The sequence below is a fragment of the bacterium genome, assembly GCA_029210545.1.
GTDB lineage: Bacteria > BMS3Abin14 > BMS3Abin14 > BMS3Abin14 > BMS3Abin14 > JARGFV01.
This window is the reverse complement of sequence record JARGFV010000051.1, coordinates 1-17,402: the sequence shown is the minus strand read 5'-3', so window position 1 is coordinate 17,402 and position 17,402 is coordinate 1. Positions and strand designations below refer to the sequence as shown.

The 17,402-nt window shown below is 59.5% G+C and carries 17 protein-coding genes, 1 tRNA gene and 1 pseudogene; all 19 read left to right on the top strand.

Annotated elements, in window-relative coordinates; translation table 11 throughout:
- The first annotated feature begins 101 nt into the window (after window positions 1–101).
- The 19 genes and pseudogenes from P1S46_07140 to rpsR all read left to right on the top strand — a co-directional run bounded on the left by P1S46_07140 (window position 102) and on the right by rpsR (window position 17,319).
- The gene (locus tag P1S46_07140; protein ID MDF1536260.1) at window positions 102–584 is read left to right on the top strand and encodes a hypothetical protein; all 483 of its coding nucleotides are present in this window, start codon (window positions 102–104) and stop codon (window positions 582–584) included.
- A gap of 49 nt (window positions 585–633) precedes the next feature.
- The gene (gene ftsE, locus P1S46_07135) at window positions 634–1,299 is read left to right on the top strand and encodes a cell division ATP-binding protein FtsE (protein MDF1536259.1); all 666 of its coding nucleotides are present in this window, start codon (window positions 634–636) and stop codon (window positions 1,297–1,299) included.
- Entirely contained in the window at window positions 1,296–2,186 is an 891-nt protein-coding gene (gene ftsX / locus P1S46_07130; GenBank protein MDF1536258.1) for a permease-like cell division protein FtsX, read from the top strand. The genes ftsE and ftsX overlap by 4 nt, the downstream gene beginning before the upstream one ends.
- Window positions 2,183–3,328, top strand: coding sequence for a peptidoglycan DD-metalloendopeptidase family protein (locus P1S46_07125; protein ID MDF1536257.1), 1,146 nt, complete (start codon window positions 2,183–2,185; stop codon window positions 3,326–3,328). The genes ftsX and P1S46_07125 overlap by 4 nt, the downstream gene beginning before the upstream one ends.
- Before the next feature lie 274 nt (window positions 3,329–3,602).
- Entirely contained in the window at window positions 3,603–4,973 is a 1,371-nt protein-coding gene (locus P1S46_07120) for a S41 family peptidase (GenBank protein MDF1536256.1), read from the top strand.
- Window positions 4,974–5,082: 109 nt separating this feature from the next.
- Window positions 5,083–5,889 carry a divergent polysaccharide deacetylase family protein gene (locus tag P1S46_07115; GenBank protein ID MDF1536255.1) on the top strand — a complete coding sequence of 269 codons (807 nt, stop codon included), beginning with the start codon at window positions 5,083–5,085 and terminating at the stop codon, window positions 5,887–5,889.
- Complete coding sequence (gene tsaD, locus P1S46_07110; GenBank protein ID MDF1536254.1) at window positions 5,870–6,919, top strand: tRNA (adenosine(37)-N6)-threonylcarbamoyltransferase complex transferase subunit TsaD; 1,050 nt, start codon at window positions 5,870–5,872, stop codon at window positions 6,917–6,919. Before P1S46_07115 ends, tsaD begins: the two co-directional genes overlap by 20 nt.
- 2 nt (window positions 6,920–6,921) lie before the next feature.
- Window positions 6,922–8,670, top strand: a complete 1,749-nt coding sequence (locus P1S46_07105) for a tetratricopeptide repeat protein (GenBank protein ID MDF1536253.1) — start codon at window positions 6,922–6,924, stop codon at window positions 8,668–8,670.
- Complete coding sequence (locus P1S46_07100) at window positions 8,667–9,449, top strand: hypothetical protein (GenBank protein ID MDF1536252.1); 783 nt, start codon at window positions 8,667–8,669, stop codon at window positions 9,447–9,449. Before P1S46_07105 ends, P1S46_07100 begins: the two co-directional genes overlap by 4 nt.
- Window positions 9,446–10,309, top strand: coding sequence for a 4-(cytidine 5'-diphospho)-2-C-methyl-D-erythritol kinase (gene ispE, locus P1S46_07095; GenBank protein MDF1536251.1), 864 nt, complete (start codon window positions 9,446–9,448; stop codon window positions 10,307–10,309). Before P1S46_07100 ends, ispE begins: the two co-directional genes overlap by 4 nt.
- A 46-nt stretch (window positions 10,310–10,355) precedes the next feature.
- Window positions 10,356–10,601, top strand: a pseudogene (gene spoVG / locus P1S46_07090) (septation regulator SpoVG).
- Window positions 10,602–11,004: 403 nt separating this feature from the next.
- A tRNA-Gln gene (locus P1S46_07085) sits at window positions 11,005–11,079 on the top strand.
- 42 nt (window positions 11,080–11,121) lie between these two features.
- Window positions 11,122–12,063: a ribose-phosphate pyrophosphokinase gene (locus P1S46_07080; protein ID MDF1536250.1), complete on the top strand. Its 942-nt coding sequence runs from the start codon at window positions 11,122–11,124 to the stop codon at window positions 12,061–12,063.
- Between the two features lie 170 nt (window positions 12,064–12,233).
- A complete protein-coding gene (locus P1S46_07075; GenBank protein ID MDF1536249.1) occupies window positions 12,234–12,905 on the top strand; it encodes a 50S ribosomal protein L25 in 672 nt (223 codons plus the stop codon).
- Between the two features lie 20 nt (window positions 12,906–12,925).
- Window positions 12,926–13,507, top strand: a complete 582-nt coding sequence (gene pth, locus P1S46_07070; protein MDF1536248.1) for an aminoacyl-tRNA hydrolase — start codon at window positions 12,926–12,928, stop codon at window positions 13,505–13,507.
- Window positions 13,504–15,513, top strand: a complete 2,010-nt coding sequence (locus P1S46_07065; protein MDF1536247.1) for a sodium-translocating pyrophosphatase — start codon at window positions 13,504–13,506, stop codon at window positions 15,511–15,513. The genes pth and P1S46_07065 overlap by 4 nt, the downstream gene beginning before the upstream one ends.
- 755 nt (window positions 15,514–16,268) lie before the next feature.
- Window positions 16,269–16,622, top strand: coding sequence for a 30S ribosomal protein S6 (gene rpsF, locus P1S46_07060; protein ID MDF1536246.1), 354 nt, complete (start codon window positions 16,269–16,271; stop codon window positions 16,620–16,622).
- 1 nt (window position 16,623) lies between these two features.
- Window positions 16,624–17,022 carry a single-stranded DNA-binding protein gene (gene ssb, locus P1S46_07055; GenBank protein ID MDF1536245.1) on the top strand — a complete coding sequence of 133 codons (399 nt, stop codon included), beginning with the start codon at window positions 16,624–16,626 and terminating at the stop codon, window positions 17,020–17,022.
- 69 nt (window positions 17,023–17,091) lie between these two features.
- The gene (rpsR, locus tag P1S46_07050) at window positions 17,092–17,319 is read left to right on the top strand and encodes a 30S ribosomal protein S18 (GenBank protein MDF1536244.1); all 228 of its coding nucleotides are present in this window, start codon (window positions 17,092–17,094) and stop codon (window positions 17,317–17,319) included.
- Window positions 17,320–17,402 lie beyond the last annotated feature (83 nt).

Genomic DNA, 17,402 nt, shown 5'->3' with positions numbered 1-17,402 from the left:
TTGTGAGGAAAGGGAAAACGACGCTTTTCCCTTTCCGTGGAGCGAAAAGTCCCGGATTGGACTTTTTGCGACCCTATTACAGTTAAACGGAAGACAACAGGATGCTGACAGGATATAACACCGACATCAAACACGAGGGGGTCGTCTACCACGTCCAGACCGAGGATGGCGGCACCGAAAACCCCGTCCTCGTGAGCCTCGTTTACCAGGGTGGCCGTATCCTGGTCTCCAAGAAGACCAGCTATGCCCAACTGCTGGGCACCGTGGATTTCCTTCCCAAGCTGCGGGACCTTCTGGAGCGCCAGCACAGGACGATGATCAAGGCCATCCTCACGGGAACCCTGTCGACTGACGGGGTCAAACATCACCCCGTTGAGCCCACGCCATCCCCACGTGCCGCCCAGCCCGTGACCGAAGCCAGGCCCGCCGCCGCACCGGCGAACCCGGAACCGGCAGCGCCCGCGAAACCTCCCCTCGAAATACCCTCGAAACCGGCGAACCAGGCGATACCGGATTCATCTGCCGAAAAGAATCTGGACCAGGTGATCCTGGAGTACCTGGCGTCGGAGATTGATAACGACTGATGAACTTTCCCCTGCTGCCCACTACGAGTAAGCATAACAAACAAAATTCATGATCCAGCTTTTCCACGTCAGCAAGTGGTACCAGAAGGACGTTCCTGCCCTCCAGGACCTGAACCTGCACATCCCCAAGGGAGACTTTGTCTTCATCACCGGCCCCAGCGGCGCAGGGAAGAGTACCCTTCTCAAGATGCTTTTTGCCGAGGAAAGGCCGACGAACGGGCAGGTCCTTGTCCACGGACGCAACATCGCGCGCCTGCCCGCTTCGAAGATCCACATCCTGAGGCGGGAGATCGGCATCGTTTTCCAGGACTTCAAACTCCTGCCCAACCGCAACGTGTTCGAGAACGTCGCCCTTTCCCTTGAGGTCCTGGGGATGACGAGGAGGGACATCAGCAGACGGGTGTGGCTCATGCTCAAAAGACTCGGCATCCATCACAAGATGAGAGCAAACCCCCTCACCCTTTCGGGGGGAGAGCAGCAGAGGGTGGCCATAGCCAGGGCACTCGTCAACGAGCCGATCATTCTCCTTGCGGATGAACCTACCGGCGGGCTTGATTCAGAAGCATCCAGCAGGATTATGGATGTTTTCACCGACATCAACGCACGGGGGACAACCGTGGTCGTAGCCACCCACAACCTCGAGATCGTCAGGACCATGGGCAGAAGGGTGATCCACCTTGAAGGAGGACGGCTTGTAAGGGGGGGAAAACCTTGAGCCGCCTGATCTCCTCCATCGGCCGTGCGTTAGGCAACCTGAGGCAGAGCTGGCTGATCAGCTCCATCACGGTGGGGATCATCTCCATCTGCCTCTTCCTGGTAGGCGGATACCTGCTCCTGACCCACAACCTCCAGGGTGTTCTGGAAACCTGGAAACAGGAGGTTCGGATCACAGTTTATCTGAGGGACGGGTTTCCCGACCAGGACGTCCTGGCCTTCCAGGACCGGATCTCATCCCTGCCCGAGGTCCACTCCGTAGCCTACATCTCCAAGGAGCAGGCACTTGAAGAGTTCACCGACATGCTGGGCGACGACAAGGTCCTCGCCTCGGGCCTGGAGAACAACCCCCTTCCGGCCAGCCTGCGCATTACTCTCCCCCAGGAGAGACGCAACATGGAGGGGGTGAAAGCTGTGCTGCCCGCCATCGGCGATGATCCCCTCGTCCAGGATATCCAGTACGGCAAGGAGTGGCTGGGGCACCTGGACCGTGTACTGCGCCTTCTGAAGCTGGGCAGCGTGGTCCTTGGATTGGCCCTTTCCCTCGCCGCCGTATTTATCATCTCCAACACCATCAAGATCACCGTCATGGCCAGGAAGGACGAACTGGAGATCATGAGGATGGTGGGTGCCACCGAGGGGTTCATCCGCCTCCCCTTCCTGGTGGAAGGAATTATTCAGGGGTTGGCGGGAGCCGCCGTCTCCCTCGGGTTCCTCGGTGCCGTCCACGCCTTTATGGTGACCCGAGCCGACCAGCCCCTCCTGAAGATCCTGCACATCGAATCGTTCCGGTTTCTGCCACCCGCGGCCATTGCCGCCATCCTCATGGGAGGGATGCTTCTCGGGGGACTCGGAAGCCTGGCCTCGGTGGGGAGACACTCCCGATGAGAGGAATGATCCTCATCCTTGCCATTTTCTCCCTCATCGCCGTCCTTCCGGCACTTGCCGAGGACCCCGCCGAGACCATCGAGAACACCACGGAACGCCTGGAGGATATCCTGGACCGCATCGGGACCACGGAAGGCAATATCCGCCTGACAGCAGCCCGGGAAAGATCGGTTCTCGACACCCTCGACACCATGGACAGGGAAACTGCCGTGATCAGGGACCGGGTGAGGGATCTTCGGGCGCAGGAGAAGGACCTCAAGATCAGGATCACCCGATCGGAGGAGGAACTCCGCGCGATCAAACGGCAGAGGGAACGGACGGCCGGCTGGCTTGCCCTGAGGTCGACCGCACTTTACAAAGGAGGGAACGTAAGTTATCTAAAGGTCATTCTCGCCGCTACGGGGATCGAGGATCTGGAGCGCAGATCCTATTACCTGAAGATGCTGGCCGAACACGATTCCGAGATGTTCACCCTGTCCAGAGAGCTTTACCACAGGGAAAACAGGCAGGTAGAAACGCTGAAGTCCGCGAGAGCCACCCAGGTCTCCACCCGGCGGGACCTGGAGGAGACCCTCACAGTCCTGACCAGGAAGAAGGAACAAAAAAGCCTGGTTCTGGCCGTCGTCAGGGATGAAAAGGAGAAGAACACCAGGTTCCTCAAGGAGTTGGAAACCTCAGCCTCCCATCTTGCCAGTCTCCTGGATGCCCTTAAACTCCAGGCTGTCACAGGGGAATCGGCCTTTTCCACGCTGAAGGGTTCCCTGAAAAGGCCCGTGTCCGGCAAGGTCACGACATCCTTCGGGCGGAACAGGAACGAGAGGTTCAGCACCTTCACCCTTTCCAACGGGGTGACGATACAATCCGCGGAAGGAACCCCGGTCAGGGCGGTGTACAACGGGCGGGCTATTTTTGCCGACTGGTTCCGGGGTTACGGAAGGATCATAATCCTGGACCACGGTGGTGGATATTATACCCTCTACGGCCATCTGTCGGAACTGAAGATCAACGTTGGCCAGGAGGTGCAGGCCGAAACTGTCATCGGGTTTGTGGGCGACAGCGGCTCCCTGGAAGGGGCCGCCCTGTATTTCGAGATCAGGTACCACGGGAAACCGATCGACCCTTCCCCGTGGTTCAAAGGATGATTACACTTATACGGTTGATGACTTCGCAAAAAGTCATCAACGCGCCCCGCGCGGGGCGCCCAAATCAATGACTCACTCCGTAAGTCATTGATTTGTAAGGAAAGGGAAAACGACGCTTTTCCCTTTCCGTGGAGCGAAAAGTACCGCATGGACTTTTTGCGATCCTGTCTTCATTAATTACGACTCGATCGGCCTTGCATTCAGGGGGCCTGCCGATCAGTCCTGACCAAAGGGTGGACACATAAGTATCCATCATGCAAAGGAGGAGTATCCAATGAAACCCGTCAGGTACCTGAAGATCGGCGCCATGGTCGCGCTATTGCTTCTGGTCGGGCTCACTACCGACAACCGGAGCCCTGTGGGAGACGCCCAGGCTTTTAATGACAGCACCTACGACCAGATCCGTCTGTTCTCCGAGGCTCTTTCCATCGTTCAGAAAAACTACGTCGAAGAACCAGACTCCCAGGAGCTGGTGCGGGGCGCCATCAAGGGGATGCTGACCTCCCTCGACCCGCACAGTTCTTTCATGTCTCCCGATATGTACAAGGAGATGCAGATCGACACGCAGGGAGAGTTCCAGGGCATTGGCATTACCATCGGCGTGCGCGATGGCGTCCTCACCGTCATCGCGCCCATCGACGACACACCCGCCTTCCGGGCCGGCATCCTGGCCGGGGACAAGATCGTCATCATCGAGGGCCAGACCACCAAGGACATGACCCTCATGGAAGCGGTCAAGCTGATGCGCGGACCCAAGGGAACCGATGTGACCATCTCCATCGTCCGCGAGGGCGAACCGGAACCGATCAAGGTCACCATGACCAGGGATGTCATCCCCCTTTACAGCGTCAAGACGAAGGAGATCGATCCCGCTATCGGATACATCAGGGTGACCCAGTTCCAGAAAAAGACTTCGACTGAGTTCACCGAAGCCCTGGCCAAGATCCGGCAGGAAAAAGGTGATGCCTTCAAGGGACTCATCCTCGACCTGCGGAACAACCCCGGCGGCCTGCTCATCTCGGCCATCGAGGTCGCCGACGTGTTCGTCGACTCGGGCGCCATCGTGACGACCAAGGGACGCCTGAAGAACCAGGACTTCTCCTACGGCGCGAAATCCAACGGGACGGAGCCTGACTATCCCATCGTTGTCCTCGTCAACGGCGGTTCGGCAAGCGCCTCCGAGATCGTGGCTGGAGCCTTGCAGGATTACAAGAAAGCGATCCTCATCGGCACAACCACCTTCGGCAAAGGATCCGTTCAGACCATCTACCGCCTCGGCGACGGGGGGGGCATGCGGGTCACCACGGCCAGGTACTACACGCCCAGCGGCCGATCCATTCAGGCCACCGGTATCGTACCGGATATCACCGTCCGCAACAGCAGCGGCAAGGCCATGGGCCATATGAGGGAAAAGGACCTGAGCGGACACCTGGAAAACGACCAGTCCGGAAAAGACCAGTCAGAAAAAGACCAGTCCGACAGTATTGAGGAACCCGCGGAAGAGGACGCCCCTGTGGTCGACTTCATCCCCGAAAACCCGGCGGAGGACGCCCAGCTCATGAGGGCCGTGGATCTCCTGAAGGGGTACGATCTGTTCAAGGGATTGGGATTAACGGGCACGGCCAAGGTCGAGGAAACGGAGTAGGGTTCTGACCGCCGCCTCCGGATCCGAACGGCAAAAAAACAGGAAAAGGAAGAGCCGGAAAAAGGGGAACCGGTCCCTGGCATGGTTCGTTGCCGGAGTTGCGCTGGCGGTGATCGCCGCGGCGGGGCTGGCTGTTTATCTCGGCCCGCCGGGCAGGAAGCCGGCGCTCGTTCCCAAAAAGGTGTCGGTACCCATGCCGCCCCCAGATATCCCCATGGATATGCCCAGGGACGTAAAAGTGGTAGCGGTCATTATCGACGACCTGGGACACAACCCCCAGGCAGCAAGGCCTTTCCTTGAGATGAGCTACCCCGTCGCCCTTTCTCTCCTGCCCGATCGACCCTTTTCGAAGGCTATCGCCGAGGAAGTCGTGGCCAGCGGAAAGACCCTGCTCCTTCACCAGCCCATGGAACCGGCGGGCTACCCTGACACCGATCCGGGCCCGGGCGCTATCCTCATCGATCAGGATCCGGAGCAGATCAGGCAGATCCTCGAGAGAAACGTGGGATCCATACCCGGCGTGGTCGGAATCAACAACCACATGGGTTCCAGGGCCACCACCGACCCCGTGATCATGGAGGCGGTCCTTGGGTTCGTCCGGGAAAGGGGCTTTTTTTTCATCGACAGCAGAACGACAGCCGACACCATAGGGTTTACCATGGCCAGGGAAAAGGGCCTGAAAACAGCGGAACGGGATGTATTCCTGGACAACGATCCTGATCCTGCCGCTATCGACCGCAGGGTCAGGGAGCTTCTGGATCTTGCGGACCGGCGGGGCTGGGCCATCGGCATCGGCCACGCCAGCACCCAGACAGCCGCTGCCCTTGAGCGGATGGCCCGCACCGCGCGTGAAAGGGAGATCCTGTGGATCTCCCTGGAAAGCCTGATCACCTGTTATGCTGACCCTGGGAATTGAAACATCATGCGATGACACCGCGGCGGCGGTGATCCGCGGCGGGACCACAGTCCTGTCCTCCGTGGTCCAGAGCCAGGACGACCTCCACGCCCCCTTCGGCGGCATCGTTCCGGAGATGGCATCGCGCAGGCATCTCGAGGTGATCACACCGGTGGTCGCCCGTGCTCTCAAGGATGCTGACTGCTCACTTGCGGACCTCGATCTTATTTCGGTCACGGCAGGACCGGGACTTCTCGGGTCACTCCTGGTGGGCCTGTCCTACGCCAAGGGTTTAAGTTACGCCACGGGGCTGCCCCTGGTCCCGGTGGACCACATAGAAGGGCACCTCCTGACCATGGAGATCGCAGGCGGTACCCCTTTGCCTGCCGTAGCCCTGATCTCATCCGGCGGACACACCGCCTTGTACCACCTGGGGAACGATGACCCCCCGGCCATCCTGGGAACCACCCTGGATGACGCGGCAGGCGAAGCCCTGGACAAGGCTGCCAAGATGCTCGGGCTGGGTTTCCCCGGCGGACCCGCCCTGGAAAAGGCCGCCCTGGGTGGTGATCCGGACGCTCTGGATCTTCCGCGTCCCATGTCCGGAAGCCGGACCCTGGACTTCAGTTTCAGCGGGCTGAAAACAGCCCTGTTCACCTACCTCAAAAGGGAGGGGTATTTGGATCAGACAACCCAGGGCCGTCGGCTGCCCTTGTCGGTGCCGGATCTTGCCGCCTCTTACCAGCGCGCAGTTGTCGAAACCCTCCTCGAACGGTGTTTCGCCGCGGCAACGGCATGCGGCACACCCCATCTCATCATCGTGGGCGGGGTGGCCCGGAATACCCTTCTGAGGGAGCAGGCCGCCCTCATGGGCGCTGAACGGGGGGTCAATACCCACTACCCTCCCCACTACCTGTGCACCGACAACGCGGCCATGATCGCCGCCCTCGGTTACCGGGACAGGCACAGATCAGCATCCGACCCCATGACAGTAAACGCTTACTCCACCAAGGCTCTCAAGACACGCCAAACAGCTGCCGGAGGAAAATAACGATGCTCCTGTCAACGTCCCGCTCAACAGCACTGGCAATCGTGACACTATTGACAGCGGTAAGCTGCGCCACCCCCCCCGGCGAGGCTCCCCACTCGCTCCCCGAGGGGCACCCGCCGGTGGACGGGAAATCTCCCATCACCTTCCATGACCCCCAGGCTGAAGCTTACGCTACCTTTATCCGCGGCGTCATGCTTTCCGGGGAGGGAGAACGGGTCGAGGCTCTAGTCTACCTGCAGATGTCCGCCCGCCTGGACTCCACGGCCCCGGCCATCCACAGGGAACTCATGAAGCTTTACCTGGAAACCGGCAACAGCGCCGAGGCGGAAAGGTCCGCGCGCAGGGTCCTTGACCTGGACCCTGACCAGCCCGAGGCTCACGCCGTCCTGGGGCAGATCCTCGTGGAGACGGGCCGAGCCTCTGAAGCCATCGCCCATCTCGAACGAACCGTGGAACTGGCCCCCGACAAAACCGGCACATCCTTTATCCTGGCCGACGCCCTGGAAAGATCCGGTGATATCGATGGAGCAGTTGAACTCCTGCAAAAGCTGGCGTCCCAGGAGGAACACGAAGCTGTGGCCAACTTCCACATCGCCCGTATCCGGGCGGGGAGCGGGAATATCGAAAGCGCGATACCTCACCTTGCCAGGGCCATTGAGCTCAACCCGTCATTCCTCAAGGCTGTCGAAGAGATGGGCAACCAGCTGGAACAGGACAAGGGACCCGGGGAAGCCGAGAAACTCTACCGGAGCTACCTGGAACTGGATCCGGAAGCCATAGTGGTCAGGGAATACCTCGCCAGGCTTCTCATCAGGACTGAGCGCTACAGCGACGCCCGTATCGAACTGGAACTCGTCCTGGGCGCACAGAAGGAAAACCACGGCGCCACGCTGCTCATGGGCATGGTGGAGTATCAGGAAGGCAACAACGAAAGAGCCCTTGAGCTTTTCAACCAGGTCCGGCGGATGGCACCGGACAGCTTCGAGATTGTTATGCAGATCGGTACCCTTCAGAGGGAGCTGAAAATGTACGGGGAAGCAGTCGCCACCTTCGAGGATGCAGCGACCCTCGCTCCCAGCCGTTACGAACCGTTCCTGAACCTTGCCGTCATCCACGATGCTATGGACGCCCTTCCAGGAGCGGTCTCCGATCTCGAAACCGCCCTGGCCCTGGAGCCCGACCGGACAAACCTCAGGACATACCTCGCCCAGACTCTCATGCGTCTCGATCGCCATGACGAGGCTGTCGGGATACTGAAGGAGGGCCTCACCCGGATACCGGACGAACCGTCCCTTCTCTACCAGCTGGCGATCACCTACGACCGGAGCGGTCAGTTCGACAGGGCGGTGAAGACCCTCGAACACCTTATCAAGGTCAAGCCGGACCATTTCGATGCCATGAACTACCTCGGGTATTCCTGGGCTGACAGGAACATGCGGCTCAAGGAAGCTCTCAACCTGGTCAAGCGCGCCCTCGAGATCAAACCCGACGCCCCCTACATCATCGACAGCCTCGGCTGGGTCTATTACAGGATGGGGCGTTACGAGGAAGCCCTGGAACTGCTCATCAAGGCTGGTGAGAAGATGGGGGGCGACGTTACCGTCCTCGAGCACATTGGCGACACCTACGACAAACTCGGCAAGGATGAACTCGCCGTCGAGTTCTGGTCCCTGGCCCTGGCGGCCGACCCGGGAAACGGACGTCTGGGCGAGAAGCTCAAGAGCAAGGGAGCCGCCGAGACCTCGCCATGAGGACAGGTTCTTGCCTTGCGATCCTGCTGCTGCTGAACATCCTGTCAGGTTCCGCGTGCGCGCCCCGACAGCTCCGCCCGATCGCGACGATTGACCACACTCCGCTCCTTGAAGCCGTCCAGGAACGCCGGTCAATCCTTGAGACGGGGCTATCGGGCACCCTGGAGATGGATTTTAAAGGGGGCGAAAGGCGTTTCCGCGGAAAATCGTATATCGTGGCCTATCCAGGCGGCCGGTTCCGGCTCGAGATCCCAGGGCCCTGGGGCAGCACGTACCTGGTCATGACCTGCGATGGGCGAGAGGTCCTGGCCTATTATCCCGAAGAGGGAAAAGCGTTCCGGAGCCTGGCTGAGGGCAGATCGGTCAATCCCCACCTTCCATTTCCGCTGCCTGTAGACCCGATCATGATCCCGGCGCTGTTTATGGGAGTTTTCCCGGACGGCGGGGAGGTTTCAAAAGCCAGCGCCAGTCTCATGGATTCAGGGGTGAAAAGCCTGCGGGCGGGGTGGGGCGACACGCAGCTTCAGTTTCACTACCTTTTCGCAAAGGGATCGGACTCCGTTCTTACAGAGGTCACCGCACACGAGAAAGATATGCGCCTTATCGTCCATACCGGGGAAAACCCCCCATATCTGCCCAGGGATTTCAGTCTTACGTTCCCCGATGCGTCCCTCAAGGGTCAGTGGAGGCAGGCGGCCCTTTTCAAAGGTTCTGAAGCTGACCTGGAGCTGAGGATCCCCGGCCACGTCACGGTGATCGATCTGGAGGAGATGCCGTGATCCGCCTCCTCGCTCCGGCGAAGGTCAACCTCACCTTGAAAGTCCTCGGGAAACGTCCCGACGGGTATCACGACATCGAGAGCCTGGTCCAGAAGGTCTCCCTTTACGACAGGATTACCATCCGCGAGGTGTCGGACCCCGGCATTCACGTCACATGCTCTGACCCAACCGTTCCTTCGGGTCCAGGGAACCTCGTTTACCAGGCGGCGCAGCTGATCATGGAGGCAACGCGAACAGCCGGGAAGGGGATCTCCATCGATCTGGAAAAGCGGATCCCCCACGGTGCGGGCCTGGGCGGCGGCAGCAGTGACGCGGCGGCCGTCATCATGGGACTCAATACCCTGTGGAACCTGTCGCTGTCCCTTATGGAGATGGAAGAGGTCGCCGCCCGGATCGGATCTGATGTCCCCCTCTTTCTTCACCCTTCGCCTTCCGTCATCTCGGGCAGGGGCGAGGTCGTAACACCTGCTCCTGCCCGGATCAGGGCCGTTTTCCTCATCGTTTTTCCGGGTTTTTCCGTCTCGACCCGATGGGCCTATTCCAATTTCCGTTTGACAAAAGACCATGGGAAATATAGGATTTCCGCACTTCAAAGGGCCGAGAGGGGAGAACTGCCTCCGGACCGATGGCAGGGGTTTATCGTCAACGACCTGGAAGCTGCCGTCAGTAATAAGCATCCCGAGATCGGCAGATGCATCGAGGACCTCCTTCTTCTGGGAGCGGGTGCATCGCAGATGTCAGGGAGCGGTTCGGCTGTTTTCGGCCTTTTTGAGGACAGGTTCGTGGCCCAAAAAGCCGCCTCGAGCCTCCTCGCCGGAGGAGGGCGCGCCGTGTTCATTACGATGCCCCTCTTCTCGTGAGCGACCGGGCTTCAACACGATCAACGGGGAAAGGAAGGTGCTCAGGATGAAGATCACTGACGTCAAGGTCTTCCCGGTGGACGAGGACAAACTTAAAGCCTATGCGACAATAACCTTCAACAACTGTTTCATCGTACGGGACTTGAAGGTCATCAGCGGCAACAAGGGATACTTCATTGCCATGCCCAGCAAGAAGAGGAAGGACGGGACTTTCCGCGACGTAGCCCATCCCCTCAACAGCGAGACCCGCAAGATGATCGAGGACGCCGTACTCGAGGTATACGAGAAAGAGAACGTGGCCGGAGGCACATCTTACGATGCCGAGGACTACCAGGCCGAAAAAACGACCCCCATGGTCGAGGCACCCGTAACGGACACGGCCGACACAGATGCAGATGATCCAGATGCGGCTGATGCAGTAGCTGACGACAGTGAACAGCCCATAGACAGCGCCCCGGAAGCCGGGGTCGAGGCAGAGCCAGAGAATGACACCGAGTTCGAAAGCACTGCCCCCGAAAGCACTGCCCCCGAAAGCACTACTGAAGAAGCTTCCCAGACCGGGGAACCCATGAAAGGCGCCGAAGAAAATCCGACCATCGAACAAACCGATGATCCGGAGAAGGCGTTCGGCTACGAAGAGTAATGATGGACTTTTGACAGGTCCATCCTGCGAAGTTTAGAAAAAAGAGGCGCACTGGGGCGTCGACAAACGGTAAGTCACGGGTCTTTGGAACCCGCATTTGTAGGTTCGAATCCTACCGCCCCAGCCAGCATGACGGAACCCGCACCACTATAAAAAGCACAGGTTAGCAATGACCAGCCGCATCAAGCTGTTTACCGGAAACGCCAACCCTGAACTGGCCAGAAGAATATGCGATCACCTGGACGAGCCCCTCGGGAACGCCCTCGTAAGGGAGTTTTCCGATGGCGAGATCATGGTGGAGATCTCCGAGAACATACGCGGCGCCGACATCTTCGTGATCCAATCGACGTGCCGGCCCGGGAACACGAACCTCATGGAGCTTCTCATCCTCATCGATGCCCTCAAGAGAGCGTCGGCGTGGAGGATCACCGCCATCATCCCCTACTTCGGATATGCCCGCCAGGACCGGAAAGTCGCCCCCAGGGCCCCCATCACGGCCAAGCTGGTCGCTAACCTGATCACAGTAGCCGGGGCCTCGAGGGTACTGACCATGGACCTTCATGCCGGACAGATCCAGGGCTTTTTCGACATCCCGGTGGACCACCTCTACGCCGCGCCGGTCCTCTTGTCCTACATGCTGGAGCTTGAACTTGGGGATATGGTCGTGGTCTCACCTGACGCCGGGGGCGTTGAGAGGGCCAGGGCCTTCGCCAAGCGGCTCGGAGCGGGGCTGGCCATCATCGACAAACGGCGAACCAACCCCAACGTCAGCGAGGTCATGAACATCATCGGCGACGTCAAGGGCAAGGCTGCCATCGTCGTCGACGACATGATAGATACCGGCGGAACCCTGGTCCAGGGCATGGAGTCCCTCAAAGCCGCCGGGGCCGGGCCCATTCTCGCCTGCGCTGCCCACCCGGTTTTTTCGGGACCAGCCATTCAACGCATCATCGACTCCCCGGCCGAAAAGGTCATTGTCACCGATTCCATCCCCCTGAGCGAAGAGGCCAGGCAATGTGACAAGATCATTCAGCTCAGCGTGGGCGAACTCCTCGCTGAGGCGATCAGGAGGATCCACAATAACGAATCGGTCAGTTCCCTCTTCATATAGGAGCCTGTCTGAGAATCCGGTGCAGGCTCCTGTATGGTTTTTTTTAGAAGATATGATACTAACTGAACATCATGAAGGATCGAGCGAAATTCAAATGCTAGACCCGCATTCCGCAGGCATGCAGGGTTTTTAATGGATTTCGGGTCTGTTGAAAAGGAGGAAACACCAGCATGACGACAATAAAGATCGTAGCGGAGGCGAGGGAGGATGCCGGCAAGGGGACAGCCCGCAAGCTGCGCCAGTCCGGCCGTATCCCTGCCGTCCTTTACGGACAGGGCAAGGAAGGGTTGTCCCTGACCCTCGACGCGCACGAGATCAACAAGCTTCTCGCCGGGCCCGGCGCCAGGACCAAAATCCTGGAACTGGAAGTCATGGACGAGGGGAAAGAGAGCTTCAAGCGCAACATCCTGATCAAGGAGATCCAGAGACACCCTTACCGGGAAGAAGTCCTGCACATGGACCTGTTCGAGGTGGCCATGGACCAGGAGCTTTCCGTCATGGTGCCCATCGAGACCGTCGGCACTCCGAGAGGCGTCAAGATGGGCGGGATCCTGGAGATGAAGAGAAGGCAGCTTGAGGTATTCTGCCTTCCCGGCAGTATCCCCCACACCCTCACCGTTGACATCAGTGATCTCGAGATCGGGGATGTTGTCCACGTCGCTTCCATCGATATACCGGAGGGGGTCAGGATCCCCTACGACACGAACTTCACCATCCTCACCGTGGTCGGTGTCACGGAAGAGCCGGAAGCCGAAGAGCTCGAAGAGGGCGAGGTCCCGGAGGAGGGCGCAGCCGAAGCCGCCTCGAAGACCGAACCCGGGGAGGAAGCCGGAGAAGAGTAAACCTCTTTTCCGGGATCTGGATGTGGCTTATCGCGGGATTGGGCAACCCCGGTCCCGAATATGAAAAAACCCGGCACAACCTGGGGTTCCTGGTGTTGGACGCCCTGTCCGGACGCTGGAAGATCCCCATTGTCCAGGCGGAACGCAACCTGGAAACCGGGAAGGGCAGGCGCCGTGGAGAGACCATCCTCCTCGCCAGGCCTCTCGCCTACATGAACCGCAGCGGGGAGGTCATCGCTCCCCTTGCAAGGCGGGAGGGCGTCCCGGCCGAAAAGATCCTGGTCCTCGTGGACGATCTTGACCTGCCCCTCGGTACCGTCAGGTACCGTCCGCGGGGTTCGACGGCGGGCCACCGGGGCATGGAGTCTATGGTCGAGTGCCTCGGCGCCGATCAGTTCCCGAGGATCCGTCTGGGAATCGGACGGCCCGAAGAAAGGGACAAGGCTGAGAGCGAGTATGTTCTCACGCCTTTTACGGAAGCAGAGCTGCCGGTGGTTGAAAAGGCGGTCGAAAGAGCCGTCGGGCTGGCAGAGAAAGTGGTTTTTGAGGGGATCACCGATCCTGCAACAGTGAGGATCACCGAACTTAAGGAGGGAACATGATCTGGACAAACCTTGCCCCACTTTTTGGTGTGGCGGGCCTGCTCTTTGCACTGGGGATTTTCCTCTACATAAAGAAGCAGCCCGTCGGAACCGAGCTCATGGCCGAACTGTCCGAGATGATCCACGACGGCGCCATGGTCTATCTCAAGCGCCAGTACACCATCTTGGCCGGTTTTATCGCCATCGTCTTCGCCCTGCTGTACTGGAAGCTCGGTCCGCAGACCGCCTCGGCCTTTCTGGGCGGTGCGCTGTGCTCCATCCTGGCGGGCTATTTCGGGATGAAGGCCGCCACCCGGGCCAACGTCAGGACATCCCAGGCCGCCACGCAGAGCGGCCAGGCCAAGGCCCTGTCGGTCGCTTTTGCCGGCGGCGCCGTCATGGGCATATCGGTGGCCAGCCTCGGGCTCATCGGTGTCGGTATCCTGTTCATCCTGTTCGGTAAACCCGGGACAGCACAATACATCAACGGCTTCGCCATGGGTGCTTCCTCAATCGCCCTGTTCGCCCGTGTGGGCGGCGGCATCTTCACAAAAACCGCTGACGTAGGCGCCGACCTCGTCGGCAAGGTGGAGGCCGGCATCCCCGAAGACGACCCCCGGAACCCCGGTGTTATCGCCGACAACGTGGGCGACAACGTGGGTGACGTGGCCGGCATGGGAGCCGACATCTTCGAGTCCTACGTGGGCTCCATGATCGCCACCATCGCCCTCGCAGCCACCTCCGCAGCCATCCTCCCCGAAATGCGCAGCGCCTACATGGCCCTGCCCCTGCTGCTGGCCATGGCCGGCATCGTCTGCTCGGCCATCGGTATCTTTTCCATCAAGATCCTCGAGAAAATGTCCCCCGCGGCCGCTCTGAGGTATTCGACCTTCATCGCCGCCGCCCTGCTGCTGGGCGCCGCCTTTGCTCTGGTCAAGGGTACCGGTATCCAGGTGGGCATCTTCTGGGCCATCCTGTCCGGGACCCTGGCCGGCATCCTCATCGGTCTGGTCACCGAGTACTACACGGCCGGCCAGCCGATCCGTGATATCGCCAAGTCCAGTGAGACCGGCGCGGCTACCAACATCATCACCGGCCTGGCCGTGGGATACCAGTCCACCGCCATCCCCATCCTCATTATCAGTACCGCGATCATCATCTCGGCCTACGCGGCGGCTCCCATGAGCCTTTACGGCATCGCCGTGGCCGCCGTGGGAATGCTGGCCACCGTGGGGATCACCATGTCGGTGGACGCCTACGGCCCCATCGCCGATAACGCCGGCGGCATCTCCGAGATGGCCGGCCTCGGGCCCGAGACACGGAAGATCACCGACGGCCTGGACGCCCTGGGCAATACCACCGCCGCCATCGGCAAGGGGTTTGCCATCGGATCGGCGGCCCTGACGGCTCTCGCCATGTTCGCCGCCTACACCAAGGCGGTCGGCCTGTCGGTCATCGACCTGTCCACCCCCAAGGTCGTTGTCGGCATGTTCATCGGCGGCATCGTGCCGTTCCTGGTCGCTGCCATGACCATGACTTCCGTGGGTAAAGCAGCCTTCAAGATGGTCGAGGAGATCCGCCGCCAGTTCCGCGAGATCCCCGGCATCATGGAAGGGACCGGCAAGCCCGACTCGGCCAGGTGCATCGATATCTCCACCACCGCCGCCCTTCAGGAGATGATCGCACCCGGCCTTCTGGCCGTCCTCACACCGGTCATCGTCGGCTTCGTCCTGGGTAAGGAAGCCCTCGGCGGCACCCTGGCCGGCGCAACCCTGTGCGGCGTTTTCCTGGCCCTGTTCATGTCCAACGCGGGCGGCGCCTGGGACAACGCCAAGAAGTACATCGAGGAAGGACACCACGGCGGCAAAGGCTCTGACGCCCACCACGCCGGCGTCGTCGGCGACACCGTGGGTGACCCCTTCAAAGACACCTCCGGACCCGCCATGAACATCCTCATCAAGCTCATGTCGGTGGTTTCCCTGGTGCTGGCTCCGCTGTTCGCGAGCCTTACGCCGCTGATTAAATAACTTCGAGCTGACTTCGTCATTTCGAAGATGTTAACTGTTTACGGTTAACAGTTAGAACCCAGGGGCTGACCGAAAGGTCAGCCCTTTTTTTTCGCAATAGTTTGAATGTGGAAATATCTGTTCAAAGCAAGAATGTTGACTTCGAAAAAAGTCATCAACGCGCCCCGCGCGGGGCGCCCAAATCAATGAATAGCCGCGCCTGGGAAGGGCGCCCGGATCGATGACCGGCAAAAGCAGCCGCGCCTGGGAGAGGCGCCCGGATCGAGTGCCAATGGCTGTGTGTTCGATCCGTGAGGGAACCGAAAACCACGCTTTTCGGTTCCCGTTGAGCCAAAGTCTTACCCGGACTTTGGCGATATTACAGCAGCCCCCGTGAGGGAACCGAAAACCACGCTTTTCGGTTCCCGTTGAGCAAAAGTCCCACCAGGATCTTTTGCGATTATCAGAAGTCCCCGTAAGGAAAGGGAAAACGACGCTTTTCCCTTTCCCCAGGATATTAGTGGGTCACGAAAAGTCCCGGATTGGACTTTTTGCGACTCTATCAAAGATTAAACGTCGCATACGCTCTGGCTTGAAACTGTGAACCGTAAACTTCGAGATCGTCCCCTCCCCTCCTTGCGCACCCTTATTAAATGTGCTAGTTAATCTGTTCCACATTTATGACCGAGCCCCTCTGCGGGCCGACCTTTAACTCCTTGCTCCCGTCATCGGAACCTTCCGTCGTACGGGGGCTGTAGCCCGAAAGGAGACACCTATTGAAAGGCTACGAAACTATCTGCATCCTGCACCCCGACCTCACCGAGGAGGATGTGCAGGGAACCATCGAGAGCTATTCGGCCATCATCACCGAGAACGGCGGTGAGATGACCAAGGCAGACCACTGGGGAAACCGGAAACTGGCCTACACGGTCCAGGGCCATACCCGGGGTCAATTCATCTACCTCCTGTATACCGGTCTGCCCGGGACTGTCGCCGAGCTCGAGAGGAACCTCAGGATCCAGGACCAGAACATCCGGTACATGACGGTAAAAGTGGACGATGTTGAGGAAACCGCCAAGGCAAGGCCTCAGCTCGTGGAAGATCCCACCCTTACCATGGTGGAAGGTTGATATGGCTAACTACAACAGAGTTATCCTTATTGGAAACCTCACCCGGGATCCCGAACTGCGCTACACACCCAACGGCAGCGCTGTCGCCAGCTTCAGTCTCGCCGTCAACAGGCGGTACAAGGTCGATAACGAGAACCGGGAGGAAACGGGCTTTTTCGATATCGTTTTCTTCGGAAAAAGGGCTGAGACAATCGCCGAGTACATGAAGAAAGGCCGTCCCCTCCTCGTGGAGGGCCGGCTTCAGCAGCGGCGCTGGGAGACTGACGAGGGGCAGAAACGCAGCAAGGTGGAGGTCGTTGGGGAGAACTTCCAGTTTCTTGGAGGACGTGACCAGGACAGTTCCCGATCCGTTTCCGACAGCGAAACACCCGAATTCGACGACTCCGATATCCCTTTTTAACAGCATCGATCCCCGGACCCCCGAACTGGCTGGACCGGGTGAGATCCATATAACGACAGGACGGAAAAGATGAAAAAAAAGTTTGGACGCCGCCGCAAAGTCTGCCACTTCTGTGTCGATAAGGTTGTGGACATCGACTACAAGAACGTCCGGGGGCTGAAGCGGTATGTTACGGAAAGAGGAAAGATCCTGCCCAGCAGGATCTCCGGCAACTGCGCGAAACACCAGAGAAAGCTTACCGCCGCCATCAAGAAAGCACGAAATATCGCTCTGCTTCCCTTTACTATTGAACGCTAGGAGTTCGTCGGAGAACCTCCCTGTTTTTTAACAGGGAGGGCACAGACTCCTAGCTGGAGTTTGTCGGAACATATTTTTTTGAG

Coding starts and splice junctions, on each gene's coding strand:
- ftsE (MDF1536259.1), top strand. CDS start 634: ATGATCCAGCTTTTCCACGTCAGCAAGTGGTACCAGAAGGACGTTCCT.
- pth (MDF1536248.1), top strand. CDS start 12,926: ATGTGGCTTATCGCGGGATTGGGCAACCCCGGTCCCGAATATGAAAAA.
- ssb (MDF1536245.1), top strand. CDS start 16,624: ATGGCTAACTACAACAGAGTTATCCTTATTGGAAACCTCACCCGGGAT.
- P1S46_07080 (MDF1536250.1), top strand. CDS start 11,122: ATGACCAGCCGCATCAAGCTGTTTACCGGAAACGCCAACCCTGAACTG.
- P1S46_07120 (MDF1536256.1), top strand. CDS start 3,603: ATGAAACCCGTCAGGTACCTGAAGATCGGCGCCATGGTCGCGCTATTG.
- tsaD (MDF1536254.1), top strand. CDS start 5,870: ATGCTGACCCTGGGAATTGAAACATCATGCGATGACACCGCGGCGGCG.
- rpsR (MDF1536244.1), top strand. CDS start 17,092: ATGAAAAAAAAGTTTGGACGCCGCCGCAAAGTCTGCCACTTCTGTGTC.
- P1S46_07140 (MDF1536260.1), top strand. CDS start 102: ATGCTGACAGGATATAACACCGACATCAAACACGAGGGGGTCGTCTAC.
- P1S46_07105 (MDF1536253.1), top strand. CDS start 6,922: ATGCTCCTGTCAACGTCCCGCTCAACAGCACTGGCAATCGTGACACTA.
- P1S46_07075 (MDF1536249.1), top strand. CDS start 12,234: ATGACGACAATAAAGATCGTAGCGGAGGCGAGGGAGGATGCCGGCAAG.
- P1S46_07100 (MDF1536252.1), top strand. CDS start 8,667: ATGAGGACAGGTTCTTGCCTTGCGATCCTGCTGCTGCTGAACATCCTG.
- P1S46_07065 (MDF1536247.1), top strand. CDS start 13,504: ATGATCTGGACAAACCTTGCCCCACTTTTTGGTGTGGCGGGCCTGCTC.
- P1S46_07125 (MDF1536257.1), top strand. CDS start 2,183: ATGAGAGGAATGATCCTCATCCTTGCCATTTTCTCCCTCATCGCCGTC.